At 59.8% G+C, this 20,713-nt stretch carries 16 protein-coding genes and 1 tRNA gene; 7 read left to right on the forward strand and 10 right to left on the reverse strand.

Annotated elements, in window-relative coordinates:
* Nucleotides 1–85: 85 nt before the first annotated feature.
* Nucleotides 86–862, reverse strand: coding sequence for a TIGR04255 family protein (locus H8Z83_RS12580; protein WP_187015370.1), 777 nt, complete (start codon nt 860–862; stop codon nt 86–88).
* 213 nt (nt 863–1,075) lie between these two features.
* Here H8Z83_RS12580 and H8Z83_RS12585 point away from each other — a divergent pair, with 213 nt between their 5' ends.
* A complete protein-coding gene (locus H8Z83_RS12585) occupies nt 1,076–1,873 on the forward strand; it encodes a cell wall hydrolase (RefSeq protein WP_187015371.1) in 798 nt (265 codons plus the stop codon).
* Between the two features lie 74 nt (nt 1,874–1,947).
* Here the strand turns inward: H8Z83_RS12585 and ade are convergent, their stop codons facing one another.
* The gene (ade, locus tag H8Z83_RS12590) at nt 1,948–3,672 is read right to left on the reverse strand and encodes an adenine deaminase (RefSeq protein WP_187015372.1); all 1,725 of its coding nucleotides are present in this window, start codon (nt 3,670–3,672) and stop codon (nt 1,948–1,950) included.
* Nucleotides 3,673–3,957: 285 nt separating this feature from the next.
* Here ade and polA point away from each other — a divergent pair, with 285 nt between their 5' ends.
* The 4 genes from polA to tsaD are packed head-to-tail and all read left to right on the forward strand — an operon-like array spanning nt 3,958 to nt 8,726.
* Complete coding sequence (polA, locus tag H8Z83_RS12595) at nt 3,958–6,609, forward strand: DNA polymerase I (protein ID WP_187015373.1); 2,652 nt, start codon at nt 3,958–3,960, stop codon at nt 6,607–6,609.
* A gap of 13 nt (nt 6,610–6,622) precedes the next feature.
* Nucleotides 6,623–7,111 carry a ribosomal protein S18-alanine N-acetyltransferase gene (rimI, locus tag H8Z83_RS12600; RefSeq protein ID WP_187015374.1) on the forward strand — a complete coding sequence of 163 codons (489 nt, stop codon included), beginning with the start codon at nt 6,623–6,625 and terminating at the stop codon, nt 7,109–7,111.
* A complete protein-coding gene (locus H8Z83_RS12605; RefSeq protein ID WP_187015375.1) occupies nt 7,086–7,679 on the forward strand; it encodes a GNAT family N-acetyltransferase in 594 nt (197 codons plus the stop codon). The genes rimI and H8Z83_RS12605 overlap by 26 nt, the downstream gene beginning before the upstream one ends.
* 39 nt (nt 7,680–7,718) lie before the next feature.
* Nucleotides 7,719–8,726, forward strand: a complete 1,008-nt coding sequence (tsaD, locus tag H8Z83_RS12610) for a tRNA (adenosine(37)-N6)-threonylcarbamoyltransferase complex transferase subunit TsaD (protein ID WP_187015376.1) — start codon at nt 7,719–7,721, stop codon at nt 8,724–8,726.
* 130 nt (nt 8,727–8,856) lie between these two features.
* Here the strand turns inward: tsaD and cysK are convergent, their stop codons facing one another.
* Nucleotides 8,857–9,789 (reverse strand): cysteine synthase A, encoded by a 933-nt coding sequence (cysK, locus tag H8Z83_RS12615; RefSeq protein WP_187015377.1) that lies wholly within the window; start codon nt 9,787–9,789, stop codon nt 8,857–8,859.
* A 283-nt stretch (nt 9,790–10,072) separates the two neighbouring features.
* Entirely contained in the window at nt 10,073–11,737 is a 1,665-nt protein-coding gene (locus H8Z83_RS12620) for a nucleoside kinase (protein ID WP_366464248.1), read from the reverse strand.
* A gap of 202 nt (nt 11,738–11,939) precedes the next feature.
* Here H8Z83_RS12620 and H8Z83_RS12625 point away from each other — a divergent pair, with 202 nt between their 5' ends.
* Both H8Z83_RS12625 and H8Z83_RS12630 read left to right on the forward strand, forming a co-directional pair.
* A complete protein-coding gene (locus H8Z83_RS12625; protein ID WP_187015378.1) occupies nt 11,940–12,530 on the forward strand; it encodes a TetR/AcrR family transcriptional regulator in 591 nt (196 codons plus the stop codon).
* A gap of 186 nt (nt 12,531–12,716) precedes the next feature.
* Nucleotides 12,717–14,246, forward strand: coding sequence for a sodium/proline symporter (locus H8Z83_RS12630; RefSeq protein ID WP_187015379.1), 1,530 nt, complete (start codon nt 12,717–12,719; stop codon nt 14,244–14,246).
* 114 nt (nt 14,247–14,360) lie between these two features.
* Here the strand turns inward: H8Z83_RS12630 and H8Z83_RS12635 are convergent.
* The 6 genes from H8Z83_RS12635 to H8Z83_RS12660 all read right to left on the reverse strand — a co-directional run bounded on the left by H8Z83_RS12635 (nt 14,361) and on the right by H8Z83_RS12660 (nt 20,701).
* Nucleotides 14,361–14,457: transfer RNA gene (locus tag H8Z83_RS12635), tRNA-Sec, on the reverse strand.
* Nucleotides 14,458–14,511: 54 nt separating this feature from the next.
* Complete coding sequence (gene selB / locus H8Z83_RS12640) at nt 14,512–16,428, reverse strand: selenocysteine-specific translation elongation factor (RefSeq protein WP_187015380.1); 1,917 nt, start codon at nt 16,426–16,428, stop codon at nt 14,512–14,514.
* Nucleotides 16,425–17,798 carry an L-seryl-tRNA(Sec) selenium transferase gene (gene selA, locus H8Z83_RS12645; RefSeq protein ID WP_243184998.1) on the reverse strand — a complete coding sequence of 458 codons (1,374 nt, stop codon included), beginning with the start codon at nt 17,796–17,798 and terminating at the stop codon, nt 16,425–16,427. Before selA ends, selB begins: the two co-directional genes overlap by 4 nt.
* Before the next feature lie 112 nt (nt 17,799–17,910).
* The gene (aroQ, locus tag H8Z83_RS12650; protein WP_187015382.1) at nt 17,911–18,345 is read right to left on the reverse strand and encodes a type II 3-dehydroquinate dehydratase; all 435 of its coding nucleotides are present in this window, start codon (nt 18,343–18,345) and stop codon (nt 17,911–17,913) included.
* Nucleotides 18,342–19,562 carry a shikimate kinase gene (locus H8Z83_RS12655; protein WP_187015383.1) on the reverse strand — a complete coding sequence of 407 codons (1,221 nt, stop codon included), beginning with the start codon at nt 19,560–19,562 and terminating at the stop codon, nt 18,342–18,344. The genes aroQ and H8Z83_RS12655 overlap by 4 nt, the downstream gene beginning before the upstream one ends.
* On the reverse strand, nt 19,562–20,701 hold the full coding sequence (locus H8Z83_RS12660; protein WP_187015384.1) for a bifunctional chorismate mutase/prephenate dehydratase: 1,140 nt from the start codon (nt 20,699–20,701) through the stop codon (nt 19,562–19,564). Before H8Z83_RS12660 ends, H8Z83_RS12655 begins: the two co-directional genes overlap by 1 nt.
* Nucleotides 20,702–20,713 lie beyond the last annotated feature (12 nt).

Here is a 20,713-nt window from a genome sequence, read left to right on the forward strand (position 1 = left end):
AAAAATGACGAGAGAAGATCCTCTGCTGTTCCGGGAAGAACAGCAGAGGATCAAATCGTTTTTCTGTCAAAAACACGGAAGCGGCTTACCGGCCCATGGCATCTCGCAGACGGTCGGTGATGGCCCCCTCGAATACCCGGGAGGAGTGACCGTGGAGGGTTTCCAGCGCGGCGGCGGCCAGACCGCAGGCGGTGTTGCCGCCCATGGAGAGGTCCATGTCGAAAATGAACTTCACCTCCGGGTCCTGAGGCGCGTTGGGAATGTTGGTCTTCAAGCGGCCGATACCGGCGTGGATCTTGGCGGTGCAGCTGGAATCCAGCTTGAACTGCGTGTCGCAGGCGCAGTTGACGACCCGGTCCTCCGCCAGATCAGCTTCCGCCATGGGGCCCAGATAGGCCGGAGTGAACAGTTCCCGCCAGGAGACATCCTCCAGATCAAGGGCGGTGCGGGAGACGATGTTGAGATACCGCAGACCCACCCTCTGAAAATAGGCGGGCTTGTAGAGCTGGATGAACGCCGCCAGAGGCTTATCCAGCATCCGGGCAAATTCCTCCCAGCCGGGGTAGGACAGCGTGGACAGGGCGATGAAGTCCTTGGTGAGATTCAGCTTCCATCTGCCGTCCTGAGAGAGGAAGTGGTAGTTGGTGACGGGAGGCTGAGGCTCTGGCTTACCGTTGACGATCTGGGGAGGCAGAACGTCCTGCTTCCGGGCGTACTGGGGAAAATCCTCCCGGATACGCTCCTGAAAATCGGCAGGCTCCACATTGTTGATGGAGAGAATGGTGGGAAAGCGCAGCTGGCAGATGACCTCGTGGGCCAGCGTTTTTTCATAGTGGGTGCGGGGACGGTCGGAAAACAGCATAAAAACAGCTCCTTTGCATGAACTATTTGATGGTCCTTATTGTAGCCCCGCCGGGGAGAAAAGTCAACGTTCGGCGGCGGTGAAAACACAGTCCTGTGCGCCCGGTTGGAATTCTCTGCCGTGGTTTCCAGATATTGAGGGTTGTTTCCTGTTGGTGGGTTCCGCTACAATAAAGTTACAAAACGGTTACAAAAAGGAAAGGACGGAACAACCATGAAACGACGAGCCTGCAAGCGCCTGCTGACCGCTGCGGTCCTCTGTGCAGCACTGACGGTCCCTGCCAAAGCTGCCCAGCGGAGCGTACCGGTGCAGATCGACGGAAAACCTATCGCCGTGTCCGCCTATGTGGAGCGGGGCGTGACCTATGTGCCCCTCCGGGCCTTGCTGAATACGATGGGGGCGTGGGACGTCTGGTGGGACGAAGCCACGGGCCGGGCCGCAGCTGCCTCTGATGACACCCATCTTTGGGCGGACCCGGCGGCGGATACCGTCACCGTCGACGAAAAAACTGTCCGGGGCCGGGTCACGGTGGAAAACGGCGTTACCTATGTCCCTCTGCGGCTGGTGGGGGAGGCCCTTGACTGTCAGGTGGAGTGGGATCCCTATCTGGGGGGCGCGGCAGTGACCTCTCCCGGTGCGGCCTACGATGCCGGGGAATTGTACTGGCTGTCCCGGATCATCTGCGCCGAAAGCGGCGCGGAGTCCATGGCCGGGCAGATCGCCGTAGGCAATGTGATTTTGAACCGGGTCAGGAACGGCAGCTTTCCTAATACTGTGGAGGGCGTTATTTTCGACCGGAAGGACGCGGTGCAGTTCGAGCCGGTGAGCAACGGGCGGGTCTATCTGCCGCCTACCTCACAGTCGGTGGAGGCCGCCAAGCGGGCGCTGGACGGGGAAAATGTTGTCGGCTCCGCCCTGTATTTCTACGCCCCGGCTCTATCGCAGGGGACGTGGATCAACGCCAACCGACCCTATCAGCAGACCATCGGCTGCCATCGGTTCTACCGGTGATACGGGACAGGAGGGTGCTTCATATACATAAAAATCGGCTTCCGTTTTACGGAAGCCGGTTTTTATATGACTATTTAAACGTAGCTCTGGGTGGTCACATCGAACACGCCCCGGGTGGTGATGCGGAGGGAGGGAATCACCGGCAGGGCCATGAAGCTCAGAGTCATGAAGGGATCGATGCCGGGGTTCACGCCCAGCTTGTGGGCGGCATCCTTGGCGGTTTCCAGCTTTTCGTTCACCGTGACCAGCGGCTCGTCGCTCATGATGCCGGCGATGGCCAGAGGCACCTCCGCCACGCTCTGTCCGCCGTCCCACACCACGATGCCGCCGTTCAGCTCCACTACCCGGTTGACGGCGGCGGCCATATCCATCTCGTTGGTGCCCACCACGATGATGTTGTGGGAATCGTGGGAGATGGAGGTGGCTACCGCGCCGGATTTCAGGCCGTAGCCCTGAATGTAGCCGATGCCGATGTGATGGGTGTTCTTGTGCCGTTCCACAACGGCGATCTTCAGCACATCATATTCCACATCGATACGGTCAGAGTACCCGGCGTCCACCGTGGTGATCTCGCCGTCCACCATACCGATGATGCCCCGGGGACGCTTCTCGGCGAAGTCCTCGGCGGTGAGGGCCGCCACATGGAAGGTCTTGTGAGCCCGCTCCACCAGATACGGCTCGATCTCCGGGGATGGGAAATCCTGGATCTCGCCGTGATCCACCATGAGAACGCCCTTCTTGTAGACCTGCTCGATGTTGAAGTCCTGGAAATTGTCGATAATGACGAAGTCTGCCAGATAGCCGGGGGAAATGCCGCCCCGGTTGTTCAGCAGGAAGTACCGGGCGGCGTTGTGGCAGGCCACCTTGACTGCGGTGATGGGGTCGGCCCCCAGAGAGATGGCCTTCTTCACGATATAGTCGATGTGGCCCTTTTCCAGCAGGTCATTGGGGTGCTTATCGTCTGTGCAGAACATGCAGCGGTCAGCATACTTGCCGGTGAGCAGGGGCATCAATGCCTCCAGGTTCCGGGCAGCGGTCCCCTCACGGATCATGATGAACTGGCCCCGCTCCAGCTTGGCGATGGCGTCCTTCACATCATGGCACTCGTGGTCGGAGTAGACGCCGGCGGCGATGTAGGCGTTGAGGTCGTTGCCCTGAAGGTCCGGGGCGTGGCCGTCGATCTTCTTGTGGTGGGCCTGTGCCGCCACGATCTTCTCCACGGTCTGCTCGTCGCCGTTGATGGCGCCCACAAAGTTCATCATCTCCGCAAGGCCCTGTACTCTGGGATGGTCATAGAAGCTGTCGATGGCCCGATAGTCCAGAATGGCCCCGGACTCGTCCAGCGGCGTGGCGGGGACGCAGGAGGGCAGCATGAACCGCACGTCTACCGGCAGATCCTCTGTGGCCTGCAGCATATACTCGATGCCGTCGGTGCCCATGACGTTAGCGATCTCGTGGGGATCCGTTACCACCGTGGTGGTTCCGTGAGGCAGGACGGCCTTCACGAACTCCGTGGGACTGACCAAGGAGCTTTCCAGATGAATGTGGGCGTCCAGGAAACCGGGGAGAACGATCTTGCCGGTGCAGTCCACCTCAGACCGGCCTTGATAGCTTCCCATGCCCACGATCAGACCTTCCGCCACGGCAATGTCCATGGTGGACAGTTCATTGGAGAACACGTTGACAAAGGTGGCGTTTTTCAGCACCAGATCCGCAGGCTCCCGCCCGGCGGCGGCCGCGATGATCCGCTGCTTTTTCAGCAGCTTTCGGTTGATCTTTCCAGCATAGCTTTCCGGCATAGTACCACTCCTTCTATAAATTTAACAGAAATCGGAATTGCTTATAGCAGACATAACGAAATGTAATATCTGTTGTTCTTGGGAGCAGTATACTTGAAAAAACCTGATTTGTCCATAGAAGAGACGGCGGTTTCCCGCCGAAATTTTATCCGGATTTTCGGCAGAATTTGACAGGCGGGGGAAACCGGGCGTCTCAACCGGTTTTTCGCGGGAAATCCATTGCGAAACAGCGGAAAAGAGGCTATAATAAACTTAACTATGTCAAAAAAATCCGGAGGTTTTTCCATGAAGTGCATGGTCATTGACGGCAACTCCATCATCAACCGGGCCTATTACGGCATCCGCCCCCTGACTAACCGGGAAGGGCTGTACACCCACGCCGTGTTCGGCTTTCTCACCACGTTGCTGCGCCTGAAAGAGGAAGAACGGCCGGATGCCCTGTGCGTCACCTTCGACCTCCATGCCCCTACCTTCCGTCACAAGGCGGACGAGGCGTACAAGGCCACCCGGAAGCCCATGCCGGAGGAATTGCGGATGCAGGTGCCGGTGCTGAAAGAGGTGCTGGATACCCTGAACATCCCCCGCTATGAAATGGAGGGGTGGGAGGCCGATGACCTGATCGGCACCATTTCCCGGAAATGCGAGGCGGCGGGCTGGGACTGCGTGGTGGTGACAGGAGACAAGGATTCCCTTCAGCTCATCACCGATCGCACCAAGGTGAAGCTGGTGTCCACCCGCATGGGCCAGACCACCACCAAGGATATGACCCCGGAGACTTTCCGGGCGCAGTACGGCTTTGAACCCATCCACATGATCGACCTGAAGGCCCTCATGGGAGACACCTCCGACAATATCCCCGGCGTACCGGGGGTGGGAGAAAAGACCGCCATGGACCTTATTCAAAAATATGGCAGCGTGGACGCCATTTATGAAAAGCTTCCGGATATCGACGCCAAGCCCGCCGCCATCAAAAAGCTGACGGCGGGAGAGGACGCAGCCCGCCATTCCTACTGGCTGGCCACCATTGTCACTGATGCGCCGCTGTCCTTCGACCCGGCGGAAAACCGGGTGCAGGAGCCGACACCGGCGGCGTATCCCCTGTTTTTGAAGCTGGAATTTTCCAAGCTGATTGAAAAAATGGGCCTGCGTCCAGAGGAAACGGCTCCGGCGGATGCCGCGCCGGACGTCACCGTGACGGCGGAGCGGATCACGGAGGAATCCCGTGCCCGGGAGGTGCTGGAACTGTTCCGCAAGGCGGATCATGTGACGGTGCTGGCCCTGCCGGACCTCTCCGGGGTCATTGCGGACTGCGATACCGGGGCGGATACCGCCCTGTCGGCGGAATTTTTCTTCGAGCGCTACACCGGTGACTGGAACGCGCTGCTGAACGCCCTGTTCGCCGCCGACATTAAAAAAGTGAGCCACAATGTGAAGGACCTGACCCGGACCCTGCTGGAAAACGGCCTGAACGCCGAGGGCTTCATATTCGACACGGCCCTGGCTGCCTATCTGGCGGATGCCACCAGCGGCAAATATGAAATCGGTCAGCTGTTCGCCGGGTATTTCCACACGGAGCTGGTAAAGCCGGTCCATCTGGAACCGGATGCCTTCTCCTTGCTGGGGGATGTGACGGCGGCGGAGGCTGCCTTCCACAGCTACACCAGCGCCGTGGACGCCCTGTACGGAGTGCTGGCCCCCAAGTTGAAGGAGCTGGACCTCTGGGATCTGTACGCCACGGCGGAGCTGCCGCTGTGCCGGGTGCTGGCGGAAATGGAACTGGCTGGCTGCCGGGTGGACAAGGGGGCGCTGGTGTCCTTCGGGGAGATGCTCTCCGAAAAGGCTGCCGCTCTGGAGCAGGGCATTTACAACATGGCCGGGGAGGAATTCAACATCAACTCCCCCAAGCAGCTGGGAGAAATTTTATTCGGCAAGCTGGGCCTGCCCCACGGCAAGAAAACGAAAACCGGCTGGTCCACCAATGCCGACGTGCTGGAAAAGCTGCGCTACGAGGCCCCTATCGTGGGGGCGGTGCTGGAATACCGACAGTACGCAAAGTTGAAGTCCACCTATGCCGAGGGACTTTTGAAGGCCATGGACCCGGACGGGCGCATCCGCACCCGGTTCCAGATGACCGTTACCGCCACCGGGCGGCTCAGCTCCACGGAGCCGAATTTGCAGAACATTCCCACCCGGACGGACCTTGGCAGCGAAATTCGCCGGATGTTCATTCCGGCAGAGGGCTGCGTTCTGGTGGATGCGGACTACTCCCAAATTGAATTGCGGCTGCTGGCCCACATCTCCGGGGACGCGGCCATGCAGGCGGCGTTCACCACCGGCGCGGACATCCACACTGCCACGGCGGCTCAGGTGTTCCATGTGGCCCCCGGCGATGTGACCCACGAGATGCGCCGCCGGGCGAAAGCCGTGAACTTCGGCATTGTCTACGGCATCTCCGCCTTTTCCCTCAGTCAGGACATCGGCGTGACGGTGGCGGAGGCCAAGGCGTATATGGAGGCCTATTTCGCCACCTTCCCCGGTGTGCGGAAGTATATGGATGATGTGGTGGCAAAGGCCAAGGAGCAGGGGTATGTGGAGACGCTGTTCCACCGGCGGCGGGAGCTGCCGGAGATCCGCTCCTCCAATTTCAATATGCGCTCCTTCGGGGAGCGGGTGGCGCTGAATATGCCCATTCAGGGCACGGCGGCGGACATTATGAAGCTGGCTATGGTGGCCGTGGAAAAGCGGCTGAAACGGGAACTGCCGGAGGCCAAACTGGTCTTGCAGGTTCACGATGAGCTGATCGTGGAGTGCCCGGAGCCGCAGGCGGAGGCCGCGGCAAAGCTGCTGGAGGAGGAAATGGAGCAGGTGGCCCACCTGTCCGTCCCCCTGACGGCGGAGGCCCACTGGGGCCGCAACTGGCTGGAAGCTAAGGGATAAGGAGTAACATACGATGGAAGAGAAAAATCTGCATGTCCGCATCGTGCCTATGACGGCGGACCATCTGGACGAGGTAGCAGAGCTGGAACGGATCTGCTTTTCTACGCCGTGGAGCCGGAATATGCTGGCGGAGGAACTGGACAACTACCTGTCCGCATTCCTTGTGGCGCTGGATGACAACGATAAGGTAGCAGGCTACGCCGGTTTGCAGGCGGTGCTGGACGAGGGTTATATCACCAATGTGGCCGTCCGGCCGGACTGCCGGAAGCAGGGCGTTGCCGGAAAGCTGCTGCAAGTGTTTCTTGACTTTGCTCAGGCCAACCATCTGGCGTTTCTGACGCTGGAAGTCCGGGCCTCCAACTACCCCGCCATCGCCCTGTACGGCAGCCGGGGCTTCCGGGGCGTGGGCCGGCGCAAGAATTACTATGAGCATCCCCGGGAGGATGCCATCATTATGACAAGGGAGTTTGAACAGCATGGAACTGAGAATCCCGTCAGTTGAACAACTGAGGACGATTTATGACCGGGACCTGAAGGAAGCGTTTCCCACAGCGGAATTAAAACCCCTGCGGAATATTGAGAAGAGTTGGGCGGAGGGCTGGTACAAGCCCTACTGCCTGTTTGACGGAGACAATATCGTAGGCGAAGCATTCCTCTGGCTGGGACATCCCGGCTGGGCACTGCTGGATTACCTGTGTGTTTCCAGTATCCGCCGCAACGGCGGCGTCGGTGCATCCATCCTGGAAAAGCTGCGGGAGCGGGAGGCGGGCACGGTGATCTTCGGTGAATCGGAGGCTCCGGAGGACGCGCCGGACCCGGAGATGGCCCGGCGGCGGTTGGGGTTCTATGCCCGGTGCGGTCTGCGGACCGCCGGGTATGATACGGAGATGTTCGGCGTCCACTACAAGACCCTGTATCTCGCCGGCGGCCCGGTGGATGACGCTGCGCTGATGGAAGAGCACCGGTTCGTTTACGAGAATACATTTTCTGCGGACAAGTACCACAAGTATGTCCGCATCCCCTTTGATCCCAAGGCGGCGCCGGGGCCAAAGGTGCCCTGGCAGCAGTAAGGCGGAGAACGCCGATCTTTTGGAGAAAGAAGCATTGCTATGAAGATTTTAGCCTTTGAATCCTCCTGCGACGAGACCGCCGTGGCAGTGGTGGAGGACGGACGGCGGGTGTTGTCCGATGCCATTGCCTCTCAGGCGGACCTCCACGCTCTGTACGGCGGCGTGGTACCGGAGCTGGCCTCCCGCAAGCATGTTGAAGTGATCGCGGCCCTGACAGAAAAAGCCTTGGCGGACGCCGGCTGCACCCGGCAGGACATTGACGCCGTGGCCGTCACCTACGCCCCCGGACTTATCGGGGCCGTGCTGGTGGGCTTGAGCTTTGCTAAATCCGTGGCCTACGGTCTGGGAGTGCCTCTGATCCCGGTGCACCATGTCCGGGGCCATATCGCCGCCAACTACTTGGCTTTCCCGGAGCTGGAGCCGCCCTTTTTGGCACTGGCCATCTCCGGGGGCAACACAATGATCGTGGACGTCCGGGATTATACGGATCTGGAAATTTTGGGTGCGACCCGGGACGACGCTGCGGGGGAATGCTTTGACAAAGCGGCCCGGGTGCTGGGTCTGCCTTACCCCGGCGGCGCGCCTATGGACAAGCTGGCCCAGCAGTCCAGAGGCGGCGTCTACACCCTGCCCCATTCCCATGTGGAGGGTGCCCCGCTGGATATGAGCTTTTCCGGTCTGAAAACGGCTGTGGTGAATCTGGCCCATCACGCCGAGCAGGTGGGCGAGCCGCTGGATGCCCCGGCACTGGCACGAGACTTCGCCCAGGCTGTCAGCGATACGCTGGTCCCCCGCGTCATGGAAGCCGCAAAGCAGTCCGGCCGCACCGTCATCGTCGCCGCCGGCGGCGTGGCGGCCAACTCCGTCATCCGGGCGGACTTGGAGCGGGCCTGCGAAAAAGCCGGCTGCCGGTTGTATCTGCCGCCGCTGCGGTGGTGTGGCGACAACGGTGCCATGATCGGTGCACAGGGGTATTACGAATATCTGGCGGGTCATACGGCGGGCATGGACCTGAACGCCTACGCCACCCGCGACATCAGCGAATAAACGATACCGGCGGTCATCAGACCGCCGGTGTTTTTTACCGATATATGGATAAGCGCCGCAGCTCAGCCACGGCGCTTCTCCATTATTTAAGAGAGAGGATCAGAGAAGAAAAAGGAAAAGAGAAGAAAAATCAATCCTGAAACAGCGGAGTGGAGAGATAGCGGTCGCCGGTATCTGGCAGAAGAACGGCAATGGTCTTGCCTTCAAATTCCGGCCGTTTGGCCAGCTGCACGGCGGCCCATACAGCGGCGCCGGAGGAGATGCCGACCAGCACGCCCTCCCGCTTGCCGATCAGCTTGCCGGTGGCGAAGGCGTCCTCATTTTCCACGGGGATGATCTCGTCATACACCTTGGTGTCCAGCACATCGGGGACAAAACCTGCGCCGATGCCCTGGATCTTGTGAGCGCCGCCGTGGCCCTCGCTGAGGACGGGAGAGCTCTTAGGCTCCACGGCCACCACCTTCACAGCGGGATTTTTGCTCTTGAGAAACTGACCCACACCGGTCAGGGTGCCGCCGGTGCCTACGCCGGCTACGAACGCATCCACCTGACCGTCCGTATCCGCCCAGATCTCCGGGCCGGTGGTCTCAAAATGGGCCTTGGGGTTGGCGGGATTTACGAACTGACCGGGAATGAAGCTGTTTGGAATCTCCTTTGCCAGCTCGTTGGCCTTGGCAATGGCGCCCTTCATGCCCTGGAAGCCTTCGGAGAGAACCAGCTCCGCGCCGTAGGCCTTCATGATCTGACGGCGCTCCACGCTCATGGTTTCCGGCATGACGATGATGATCCGGTAGCCCCGGGCGGCGGCTACGGAGGCCAGACCGATACCGGTGTTGCCGCTGGTGGGCTCAATGATGACAGAACCGGGCTTCAAAAGGCCCTTGGCCTCAGCGTCATCGATCATGGCCTTGGCAATGCGGTCTTTCACGCTGCCGGCGGGATTGAAATATTCCAGCTTGGCCACGATTCTGGCCTTCAGACCAAATTCCTGTTCCAGATGGGTCAGCTCCAGCAAAGGGGTATGGCCGATCAACTGATCGGCGGCGGTATAGATACGAGACATAAGATGATCTCCTTTTTATGTTGTAGAATGATTTATTGAGAAATGGAAAACGGATCATTCCTGACAACATCGGAAGCCTGGTGTCATACGGTTCATGGAAATCCTCTTTTCTGAGCGAATAAATATAACCAATCAAGTAGGTTAATGGGAGTATACGGCGGCGCATTTCCATTGTCAAGAGGAAATTTAAAAAAATCCGGGTTTCCAGCAGAAAAACCCGGCGGACACAGAGTGTGTCCGCCGGGGATCAGATAGATCGGATGAAATTGTCTGCAAATGGAGATCACGTCTTGTAAATGCCGCCGCCTACAAATTCCCGCATCAGGGAGGTCTGGGGTACGTCATCTGCCGGGACTGGCAGGAAATAGTCCAAGAACTTCAAGAGACGTTTGGCTTCCAGATATTCGTCGCTGCCCCGGGGCACACCGAACAGCAGCGGCTGCACATAGGGCTTCAGCAGGGCGGTTTCGTAAATGAGGGAGGAGTTGAACACCGTATCGGCGCTGTCCTGATAGGGGAAGATGTTCTGTTCCTCGCCCCGGCGGACGGAGGGCCACATTTTGATGGTGGCCTGAGCACCGTAGCCCCGGGTCCGGGCGTCCCGCTCGATGCGGCGGAGGAGCCGGGCATCGGTGGTGGGAATACGGTTGTGATCGTCGATATTCAGGGTGGTCAGGCAGCTGATGTAAATTTTGTACTTGCTCTCCTTAGGCAGAGAGTGGGAAAATTCGTCGTTCAGGCAGTGGATGCCCTCGATCACCAGTACGTCGCCGTCTCCCAGCGTCAGCTTTTCACCGTTGTATTCCCGGACGCCCTTTTTGAAGTTGAAGGTGGGCATATCCACCGTTTCGCCCTTCAGCAGACGGCTCATATCGCTGTTGAACTGCTCCACGTCCATAGCGCCCAGTCCCTCAAAATCGTACTGGCCGTTGGCATCTCTGGGGGTGTCCTCCCGGTTGCGGAAGTAGTTGTCTGTGGCGATGGGATGGGGCTGCAGGCCGCAGGCCATCAGCTGGGTGGATAGCCGGTGAGAGAAGGTGGTTTTGCCAGAGGAGGAGGGACCGGCGATCATCACGAAGCGGACGTCCTTCCGCCGTGCGATCTCCTCGGCAATGTCACCCACTCGCTTTTCCATCAGGGCTTCGTGGGCCAAAATCAACTGGGTGGCGTTGCCTTCAGCAATCATGTCATCCATCTCCCCTACGTTGGAGATATACATGGCGGCGGAGCGATCCTCGGCGTCATGCATGGCCTGAAACACCTTCATAGAGGGCGTGAACTTACCCACCTGCTCCGGTTCCTCCAGCGACGGCAGGCGGAGGATGAAGCCATCCTCAAACAGCTCCAGAGCAAACCACTGAAGATAACCGGTGTCCGGTACCATGTAGCCGTAGAAATAGTCAGTGAAGCCGTCCAACGTGTAAAGATTGACCCGGGAGCTGATGCGGTATTTCAGGAGCCGGGCCTTATCCTCCATGCCGTTTTCTGTCAAAAAGGCCGCGGCGTCTTCGATATCCACAGACTGCTTTTCAATGGGCAGGACCTGACGGACCAGCTCCCGCATCCGGTCCTCGATCCGGTGCAGCAGGGTGTTATCCAACGTGAAGCTGCCTCTGGCCCGGCAGAACAGAGCATTGCTCAGGGAAAATTCCACCCGGACGTGTTCCATCTGCTCCCGGCCTACCACGTCATAAAATGCCTTGAGCATCAGGAGAATGGCGCTGCGCTCATAGGTCTGGCGGCCCGGCTTGTCGGCGGCGGTGACCATGGAGAGGGAGCAGTTCCGCTTTACGGTCTTTTGCAGCTCCCGGAGCTTGCCGTCCCGGTTTACCAGCAGGATCTGGTGGGGATAGTTCTCCTGAAATTCCGCGGCGATGGCGCGGTAAGTGGTTCCGTAGGGATACTGGTGTATCGTGCCGTTCACGGTGACGTTCAGCATGGTTTCCATAGAATTCTCCTTTCAAATATGGCTGCGGGAGGGTTCTCCCGGTGATCGTTCGCTTTTCTCCATTATACGGTGTGGAACCGCCGGGTTCAATGGGTAAAGTGTAAACATCTGCCCAAAAGCGGACCGTTCCGGCCCCGCCCCTTGCTTTTTGAAGGGTTTCATTGTAAAATTTTCACAGCTACATTGCAGGGAGGACAACGTCATGGCAAAACGAAACAGCCGCAATACCCGGGGACGGATCATCTCCGCCGCTTGGAAGCTCTTTTATGAGCAGGGATATGACGGCACCACAGTAGAGGATATCGTTTTTGAATCCGGCACCTCCAAAGGCTCTTTCTACCATTATTTTGACGGCAAGGACGCCCTGATGGGCACCTTGGCCTATGTGTTCGACGAAAAATACGAGGATCTGATGCCCACGCTGGACCCGGAGAAGGGTGCCATCGAGACGCTGGCCTATATCAACCATGAGCTGTATGTGATGATCGAGTCCAGCGTGTCCATCGACCTGCTGACCCGTCTGCTGTCCACCCAATTGCTGGCGCGGGGAGAAAAGCACCTGCTGGACCGGAGCCGGGTCTACTTCCGCTTGCTGAAAAAGATCGTCCGTCAGGGTGCGGAGCGGGGCGAATTCCGCCCCGGTCTGGCTCAGGAGGAGATCGTCCGGGCCTTCGCCATGTGGGAACGGGCACAGCTTTACGACTGGTGCCTGTGCGGCGGGGACTACTCTCTGGTGGCCTACGCGGAGAAGATGACGCCCCTGTTTTTGGAGAGTTTCCGAGTCGGAGAATAAATCTTATTTTTTGTTTTTCAAGTATTCCATCTTTCTGTACAGTATAAAACTGTTGAAATATAAAGAAAAATCTGATATTATAAGAAACGCCGTATAGAATTGATTCTATACGGCGTTCTGTATTTCATTCTTGTTTGCGTTGTGGTATGATACCAAGCATTGAAGTGTTAAAGGAGAGAGTATTGTATGACATCCGCACAGATCGCGATCATGACAACGATCATTTTGTATCTCTGTCTGGTGATTTTCACCGGCGTGATGATCGGTAAACGAAGCAAGAAGAGCGCTGAAGGCTTTTACCTCGGCGGCCGGGGCATGGGCCCCCTGGTCACGGCCATGAGCGCGGAGGCCAGCGATATGAGCAGCTACCTGCTCATGGGTATCCCCGGCCTCGCCTATCTCAGCGGCGTGGCGGACGCCAGCTGGACCGCCATCGGCCTCGCTATCGGCACCTATCTGAATTTCCTGCTGGTGGCCCGCCGCCTGCGGCGTTACAGCGTGGAGTTGGACGCCATCACCATCCCCAGCTTTATCTCCAAGCGCTACGGGGAGAAAAAGCCCATCATTATGGGTATCGCCTCTCTCATCATTCTGGTGTTCTTCGTGCCCTATGTGGCCTCCGGTCTGGCGGCGATCGGCAAGCTGTTCAACAGCCTGTTCGGCTGGAATTACATGCTTTCTGTGATCGTGGGCGCCATTGTCATCATCAGCTATACCTCCGTGGGCGGCTTCAGTGCTGTCGCCACTATGGACCTGATCCAGTCTGTGATTATGACCGTCGCCCTGTGCGTCATCGTGGTGTTCGGCATTGTGCAGGCCGGCGGTATGGATGCTGTTCTGGCTCATGCCAGCAGCCTTCCCGGTTTTCTGAGCTTTGGTCAGACCTATAACGCCGCCTCCGGCCAGGCGGAGCCTTACGGGCTGATCCGCATTGTTTCCATGCTGGCCTGGGGCCTTGGCTACTTCGGCATGCCCCACATTCTGGTGCGCTTTATGGCCATCCGCCACGAGGATGAGCTGAAAATCTCCCGCCGGATCGCCTCCATCTGGGTGGTGATCTCCATGGCCGTGGCCGTGTTTATTGGCATCGTGGGCCATGCCGTGTCCAGTGTGGGCCGCATCCCCATGCTGGAGGGCAGCGCCACGGAGACGGTCATTGTCCGGCTGTCTGACCTGCTTTCCTCTTACGGTCTGCTGCCTGCCATTGTGGCCGGCTGTATTCTGGCAGGTATTCTGGCGGCTACCATGTCCACGGCGGACTCTCAGCTTTTGGCGGCGGCCTCCGCGTTTTCTGAAAACGTATTGCAGGATGTGTTCGGCGTCAAGCTGACTTCCAAGCAGAATATGCTGGCCGCCCGTTTGACGGTGGTGGTGATCGCGTTTATCGCCATCTTCCTGGCGGCGGACCCCAACAGCAACGTGTTCAAGATCGTCTCCTTCGCATGGGCCGGTTTCGGCGCAACCTTTGGCCCCGCCGTGCTGTTCGCTCTTTTCTGGAGACGCAGCAACCGTCAGGGTGTGCTGGCAGGTCTGGTGGCCGGCGGTCTGATGATCTTCGCATGGAAGTTCTGCGTCCGGCCTCTGGGCGGCATCTGGGACATCTATGAGCTGATGCCTGCTTTCATCGTCAACTGCATCGTGCTGGTGGTGGTCTCTCTGGCTACCCCCGCGCCTGACAAGAGCATTACGGATGTATTCGACAAGGTCCAGGATTAAAAAGCTTATTAAAAAGCGGTGGGCTCAGCCCACCGCTTTTTTAACTGATTCGGCCGGAAACGGCGTAAACAATAAAGCAACCCGCCGTATGGATTCCATACGGCGGGTTGCTTTTGGCGGGGGCATATGAGGATCGAACTCATCCAGGCGGCTGTTCGCCGTCCGCACCGGTTTTGAAGACCGGGAGGCACACCAGCACCTATCTGCTCCCATGTTTTCTTTGATGCTGACCACCGCCGAAGCGGAGCAACGCTCCGGCGGTATGTCAGTCATGAAATTTGAGCTTCAGGCGGCGGCAGTCGCCCTCTCGAACCGTGATCTGCCGTCGGTCGCAGGCTTCTAAAAACAGCAAAGCGTATTTCCGGGTGGTGTCTAAAGCGTCCCGGACCTCTGCCAGCGTGACAGTGCCGTGGTCAGCACACAGCGTCCGCAAGATATCCAGCCCCTTTTGGAACACCTCCCGGTGCCAGCACAGCTCCGGTGACAGCCGTACCAGCTCTCCGCCGGTGAGCAGGCTTTCCAGCACCTGACGAGCCTCCTCCCGGCGCTCCGGAGGAATACTGTCCAGCACCGCTTCGACGGTGTCCGGCTCCGGGCCACCCCGGAGGAAACGCTCCAACAGCGCGTCCCGGAGGGCGGTCTGCCGCTTGGTGAGCCGAATGGAAAACTCTGCCAGCGCCCAATGGTTTTCGGCGCGTTTCATCCGCCCCTCCGCCCGAAAAACCTCCAAAAGCGCATCGCCCTCAGCGGGAGTGATCTGCCGGAACAGCTTTTGCCGCAGCTCAGCGGCGGGCATCCCGGCGTGAAGGGGGTGCTTTTGGTGGTAGGCGGACAGCAATTCCCGGCAGCGGTCCCAGAGAGCGTCCAACGCCGAGGCCGCCGCGTAGCGGCCCGGCAGCGGCTCCGCCAGCTTTCCCTGATTCAGCAGGTCTGCCAGCAAGGATACAGCAGCACCAGTGTCCAGACCGGAACGCTCCGCTAACTGGCTGCTATCCGGCAGTGAAACACCGAATTCCTCCGCAGCTTGCAGCAGCCGTTGACTGCCGGAGCCCTGTTCCCGGAGAATTAGGTTGTCCAGCACCACCGGGTCATGCCGTTTGTGGCGAAGGGGCCGGGGGTCCAGCACCTTGCCGCCGCCGATGGTCTCCACCGGAGAGTAGAATCGAATGACAAACCGATCCCCCTGTTTGACGGCCATCGGCTCCGTCAGCCGCAGCTGGGCAAGGCAGCTTTCTCCGGGGCGCAGCTCGTCCCGGTCCAGCAACACCGCCTTTGCCAAATGAACGGAGGTCCCGTGGTACAGATGGATCTGGGAGCCGTTCAAAACCGTGCGTTTGGCGCTTCTCAGACACCGGAGCCGCACATCCAGCATCCGGGAAGGCCGGGCGCTGCCGGGTCTTACCGCCGCGTCCCCCCGGTGGACCTCTGTTTTTTGCAGATTTGTCAAGTTGAGGGCCGCCCGCTGACCGGCGTAGGCGGCGTCCACGCTTTCGCTGTGGACCTGCAAGGTCCGCACCCGGCTTTGCAGCCCGGAGGGAACCAGCTCCACTGCGTCCCCCACCCGGACAGCCCCCTCTGTAAGGGTGCCGGTGACTACGGTGCCGAAGCCGTCCACGGAAAAGACCCGGTCAATGGGAAGCCGGAAGGGTGCCAGCGCGCTTTTTTCCCGCGCCTCCTGTACCAAGCGGTACAGGGCGTCCCGCAGTTCCGGGATTCCCTGACCGGTGACGGCGGAGACTGACAGAATGGGCGCACCCTCTAAAAAGGTGCCCTCGGTCAGCTCCAACGCCTGTCTCCGAACAAATTCCAACCAGTCATCATCTACCAATTCCGCCTTGGTCAACACCACCAAGCCGCCTTGGACACCCAAGAGAGACAGAATATCCAGATGCTCTACGGTCTGGGGCATAACGCCTTCGTCCGCGGCGATGACCAGCATGGCAAGATCAATGCCCCCCGCCCCGGCCAGCATATTTTTGATGAATTTTTCGTGGCCCGGCACATCCACGATCCCTGCTTGCGTGCCGTCCGGCCAGTCCAGTCTGGCAAACCCCGGCTCGATGGTAATGCCCCGGCGCTTTTCCTCCGCCAGACGGTCCGTATCGGTACCGGTGAGCGCCTTGACCAGAACGGTTTTGCCGTGATCTACATGGCCCGCCGTGCCGATGATGACGTGTTTCATGAAGCGGTCTCCCGAAAAGCCTGAAGGATCTCGTCAAGATCCGCTGGGAACAAAGTCCGCATATCCAGCAGACACCGGTCATGGGCGATACGGACGATGATGGGGACTGGCCGCTGCCGCAGCTGCGCTTCCAGTGCGGCGGCGCTGTCCCTTGGGACGACAGCCACGGCGAAGGAGGGCAGCGTCTGGGTGGGGACTGCCCCGCCTCCCACCGGGTTTTCCGTGGAAACCACCTCGGCGGTCACGCCAATCCCTCCCATGCGGCGGCAGAGCGACTCTGCCTGCTGGTGCAGTTCCTCCGGTGTTTGGGCCAGCATGGAGAGCACCGGGATCTCCTGAAGGGCGGTGCCGTCCGCATATGCTTGCAGAGTTGCTTCCAAGGCGGCCAACGTCAGCTTGTCCACCCGCAGGGCGCGGGCCAGAGGGTGACGCTTCAAAAGGTCGATATAGTGCCGCTTGCCCACGATGATCCCCGCTTGAGGACCACCCAGCAGCTTGTCCCCGGAGAAGGATAATACATCCACTCCGGCCTTTACGGACGCTTGAACCGTCGGCTCATCCCGGAGGCCCAAGGGTGCCAGATCTACAAGACAGCCGCTGCCCAAGTCCTCAATGACCGGAATGCTGCGGGAGCGGCCAAGCTCCGCTAAGGCGGCGGGGGACACGCTCTCCGTAAAGCCCACGATGCGGTAATTGCTGGTGTGGACTTTCAAAAGGGCGCGGGTCTGCTCGCTGATGGCGTTGGCGTAGTCGGAAAGGCGGGTCTTGTTGGTGGAACCAACCTCCCGGAGCACCGCGCCGCAGGCGGCCATCACATCCGGCATCCGGAAGGAGCCGCCGATCTCCACCAGCTCTCCACGGGAGGTAATGACTTCTCCTCCGGCGGTGAGGGCGGAGAGGATCAGCAGCACCGCCGCTGCGTTGTTGTTTACCACCATGGCGGCCTCCGCCCCGGTAAGGCGGCACAAAAGCGGCTCTACATGGGCGTACCGCTGCCCCCGTTCCCCCGCTGTCAGGTCATATTCCAAGGTGGAGTAGCCCTGAGAGACCCCTCTCGCTGCCGCTAACGCGCGATCACTCAGGCAGGCCCGGCCCAGATTGGTGTGCAGAACGATCCCGGTGGCATTGATAACGCCCCGGAGGGAGGGCAGGCGGGATGCCCGACACGACGCGCTGATTTGAGCGCAGAGGGCCTCCGTGGAGGGCAGCTCTGTGACGGTTCCCACCAGAATATCGGCGCGGAGCCGGTCCAGCGTCCGGCGAACCGCCTCCGTCACGGCGGCGGCACCCACCTCCGCCGCCAGTGTGTTCAGGGCGGGCAGGCGGAGCAGGTCGTCTACCTTTGGAATTTGACGCAGCAGTGTATCCATGAGAACCTCCCTTGGTGATTTACGGCTTTTCCTTATCATACTGGATTTTCAACGGGTTGTAAAGCACCCCGGAAAGCAGAAAAACGCGCCTCCCGAAAGGAGGCGCGCTTGCTCACTTGCTGAGATAGTCTTTCAAAAATTTCACTGCCTCCACATAGCCCTGGAACCCCAGACCTTTATAGGTTTTGACGCAGGCCATGCCGGCGTAGGAGACCTGACGAAACGGTTCCCGGCTGTCCACATCGGAGATGTGGACCTCCACGGCAGGGATGGCCACGGCCTTCAGTGCATCCAGAATGGCTATGCTGGTGTGAGTGTAGGCGGCGGGGTTGATGACGATGCCGTCATAGACGCCGTAGGCCGCCTGGATGGCGTCCACAATGGTCCCCTCGTGGTTGGACTGGACGAAACCGACCTCGATGCCCTCGGCATCGCAAGCGGTGCGGATGAGGGCCAACAGGGACTCATAATTCTGGCTGCCGTAGATGGCAGGCTCCCGCAGGCCCAGCAGATTCAGATTGGGCCCGTTGATGACCAGAAGCTTCATAGCAGCGCCTCCTTAATGGTTTGTACCGTGACCTCCAGCGCCCCGTCATTGGACACCGTCCCGTCGGCAAAGCGGCGGTACAGCGGCTCCCGGCGGGCGCAAAGCTGAGCGAGGTCCGTGGCTTGGGAAATGGGACGGCCCTCCGTTGGCAGCTTGGCAAGGTCGCGGGTCAGACGGAAAATGGTGCCGTTTTGATGCAGTAGCGGGTAGTTTTCCGGGCGGGTGACGCAGCCGCCGCCGGTGGAGAGGATGATGCCGGAACGCTTGCCCTGCTCCGCCAGAACCTCTGTTTCCAGTTTCCGGAATGTTTCCTCCCCGGACCGGGCGAAGATCTCCGGGATGGACATTCCGGCCCTTTGGGAGATCAATTCGTCAGCTTCCACCACCTCCCGGCCCAGCGCTTTGCCCAGAGCGGCGGCCACGGCGGATTTGCCGCTGCCGGGCATTCCGATGAGAATGATGTTCCGCAGTCGGTGGTTCACGGTGCGCTCCACCCGCTCCAAGGCTTCATCGCCGATCACCGTGCCGGTGAACTGCTCGCTGGAGCGCTTGGCCTGAGCCACCAGCATGGAAAGTCCGCCTGCATGGGGAATCCCCAACTCTTCTGCCTGTAATAGCAGAGCGGTCCGTGCCGGGTTATAGACGATGTCCAGCACCCCCTCGCAGCGGGGAAAACGTCGCAGATCCACTGCCGCCGCACCGTTATGGGGATACATTCCCACCGGGGTGGTGTTGGCGATGATCTGGGCGTCGGCGTGTCGATCCAGATGGTCATAATCGTCCGGACCGCTGCGGGAAATGACGGTAACGTCAGCGCCCAGCTGCTCCAGCGCGGCCTTCACCGTGACGGAGGCCCCGCCGCTGCCCAGTACCAGCGCCTTTTTCCCGGCGGGGTCGATGCCGCTGCGGCGGACCATATAAAGAAAGCCGAACAGGTCCGTGTTGTCGCCGTACAGCGTGCCGTCAGGACGGTGGATGAGGGTGTTGACGCTTTGCAGTCTTTCCGCCGCCTCGGACAGCTCTGCACAGTAGGACACCACCGCCTTCTTGTAGGGGATGGTGACGTTCAGGCCGTCCCAGCGGTCGGAGCACAGAAAGGCATCCAAGTCCTCCTTGGAGACCTCAAAGAGCCGGTAGTCATACTCCCCTAACTCGTGATGGATCATGGGGGAATAGCTGTGGCCCAGCGTTTCCCCCAGCAGTCCGCACCGCAGCATCAGACCACCTCGCTGTAACTGCCCAGATAGGAAAATTCCTCGCACAGAGAGGGCAACTCGCCCATGAGCTGCAAAAATTCCGGGGCGTATACCGGCGTTTCCAGATCAAAGTAGAACATGAATTCAAAATTCCGCTCCGGCATGGGGCGGCTTTCCAGCTTGTTCAGGTTCAGGCCCAGGGCGTAGAACCGGGAGAGCACCCGGCACAGGGAGCCGGGCTCGTGAGGCAGCACCGCCATGAGGCTGGTGCGGTCCGCACCGGGGTAGATCTCCAGATTCTTGGAGATGCAGATGAACCGGGTGAAGTTGCTGCCCTGATCCTGCACACCGGCCTCTAAGCATTCCAGCCCGTACAGCTTCATGCAGGAGCGGGAGGACAGGGCGGCGGCGTGGCCGTCCCCCTCCGCCACCTTCTGGGCGGCTACGGCGGTATTTTCACAGGGGATGATCTTCACACCGGGGAAGGCCTGCAGATACTGCTCGCACTGGCTCAAGGCCTGCTGGTGGGAGTAGATCTCCGTGATGTCGCTCCGCTTGGTGCCGGGCTTCACCAGCAGATTGTGGTCCACCTTCAGCCGCACACTGCGGACGATGCGGAAATCGTGCTTCATCATCAGATCGTAAATGGCATTGACGCTGCCGGCGGTGCTGTTTTCCAGCGGCAGCACACCGTAGCGGCACAATCCCCTTTCGATAGCGGCAAACACCGCCTCAAAGGAAGCGAAGTACATGATGTGAGGCAGCTTGAACAGCTTGTCGCAGGCCAGCTGGGAATAGGCCCCCGCCACACCCTGACAGGCAACGGACACGTTGGAGGGAAACAGGTTTGGCGTCTGGTCAATGGCGGTCTGAATTTCCGTGGTCAGCGGGGATGTGCTCCCCAGCAGCCGTCCCTGATAGCAGCGGCTCAGTTCAAACAGCATGGTGTAGAGAGAGGCGGTGTAATCCCGCATATCCTCCGGGGCCTGTGCCGCTACATCCAGCAGCTTTTCCCGCTCCCGGACAGGGTCCAGCACCGGCAGGCCGTGCTCCTTCTTGTAGGCGGCGATGCCGGCGGCGGTGTTCATCCGCTGGGCAAACAACTCTACCAGTTGGCGGTCGATCTGGTCGATCCGGGCACGATAATCACTGAGTTCCATAGAGATTCCTCC

It is taken from the genome of Dysosmobacter segnis (assembly GCF_014297285.1).
Taxonomy (GTDB): domain Bacteria; phylum Bacillota; class Clostridia; order Oscillospirales; family Oscillospiraceae; genus Oscillibacter; species Oscillibacter segnis.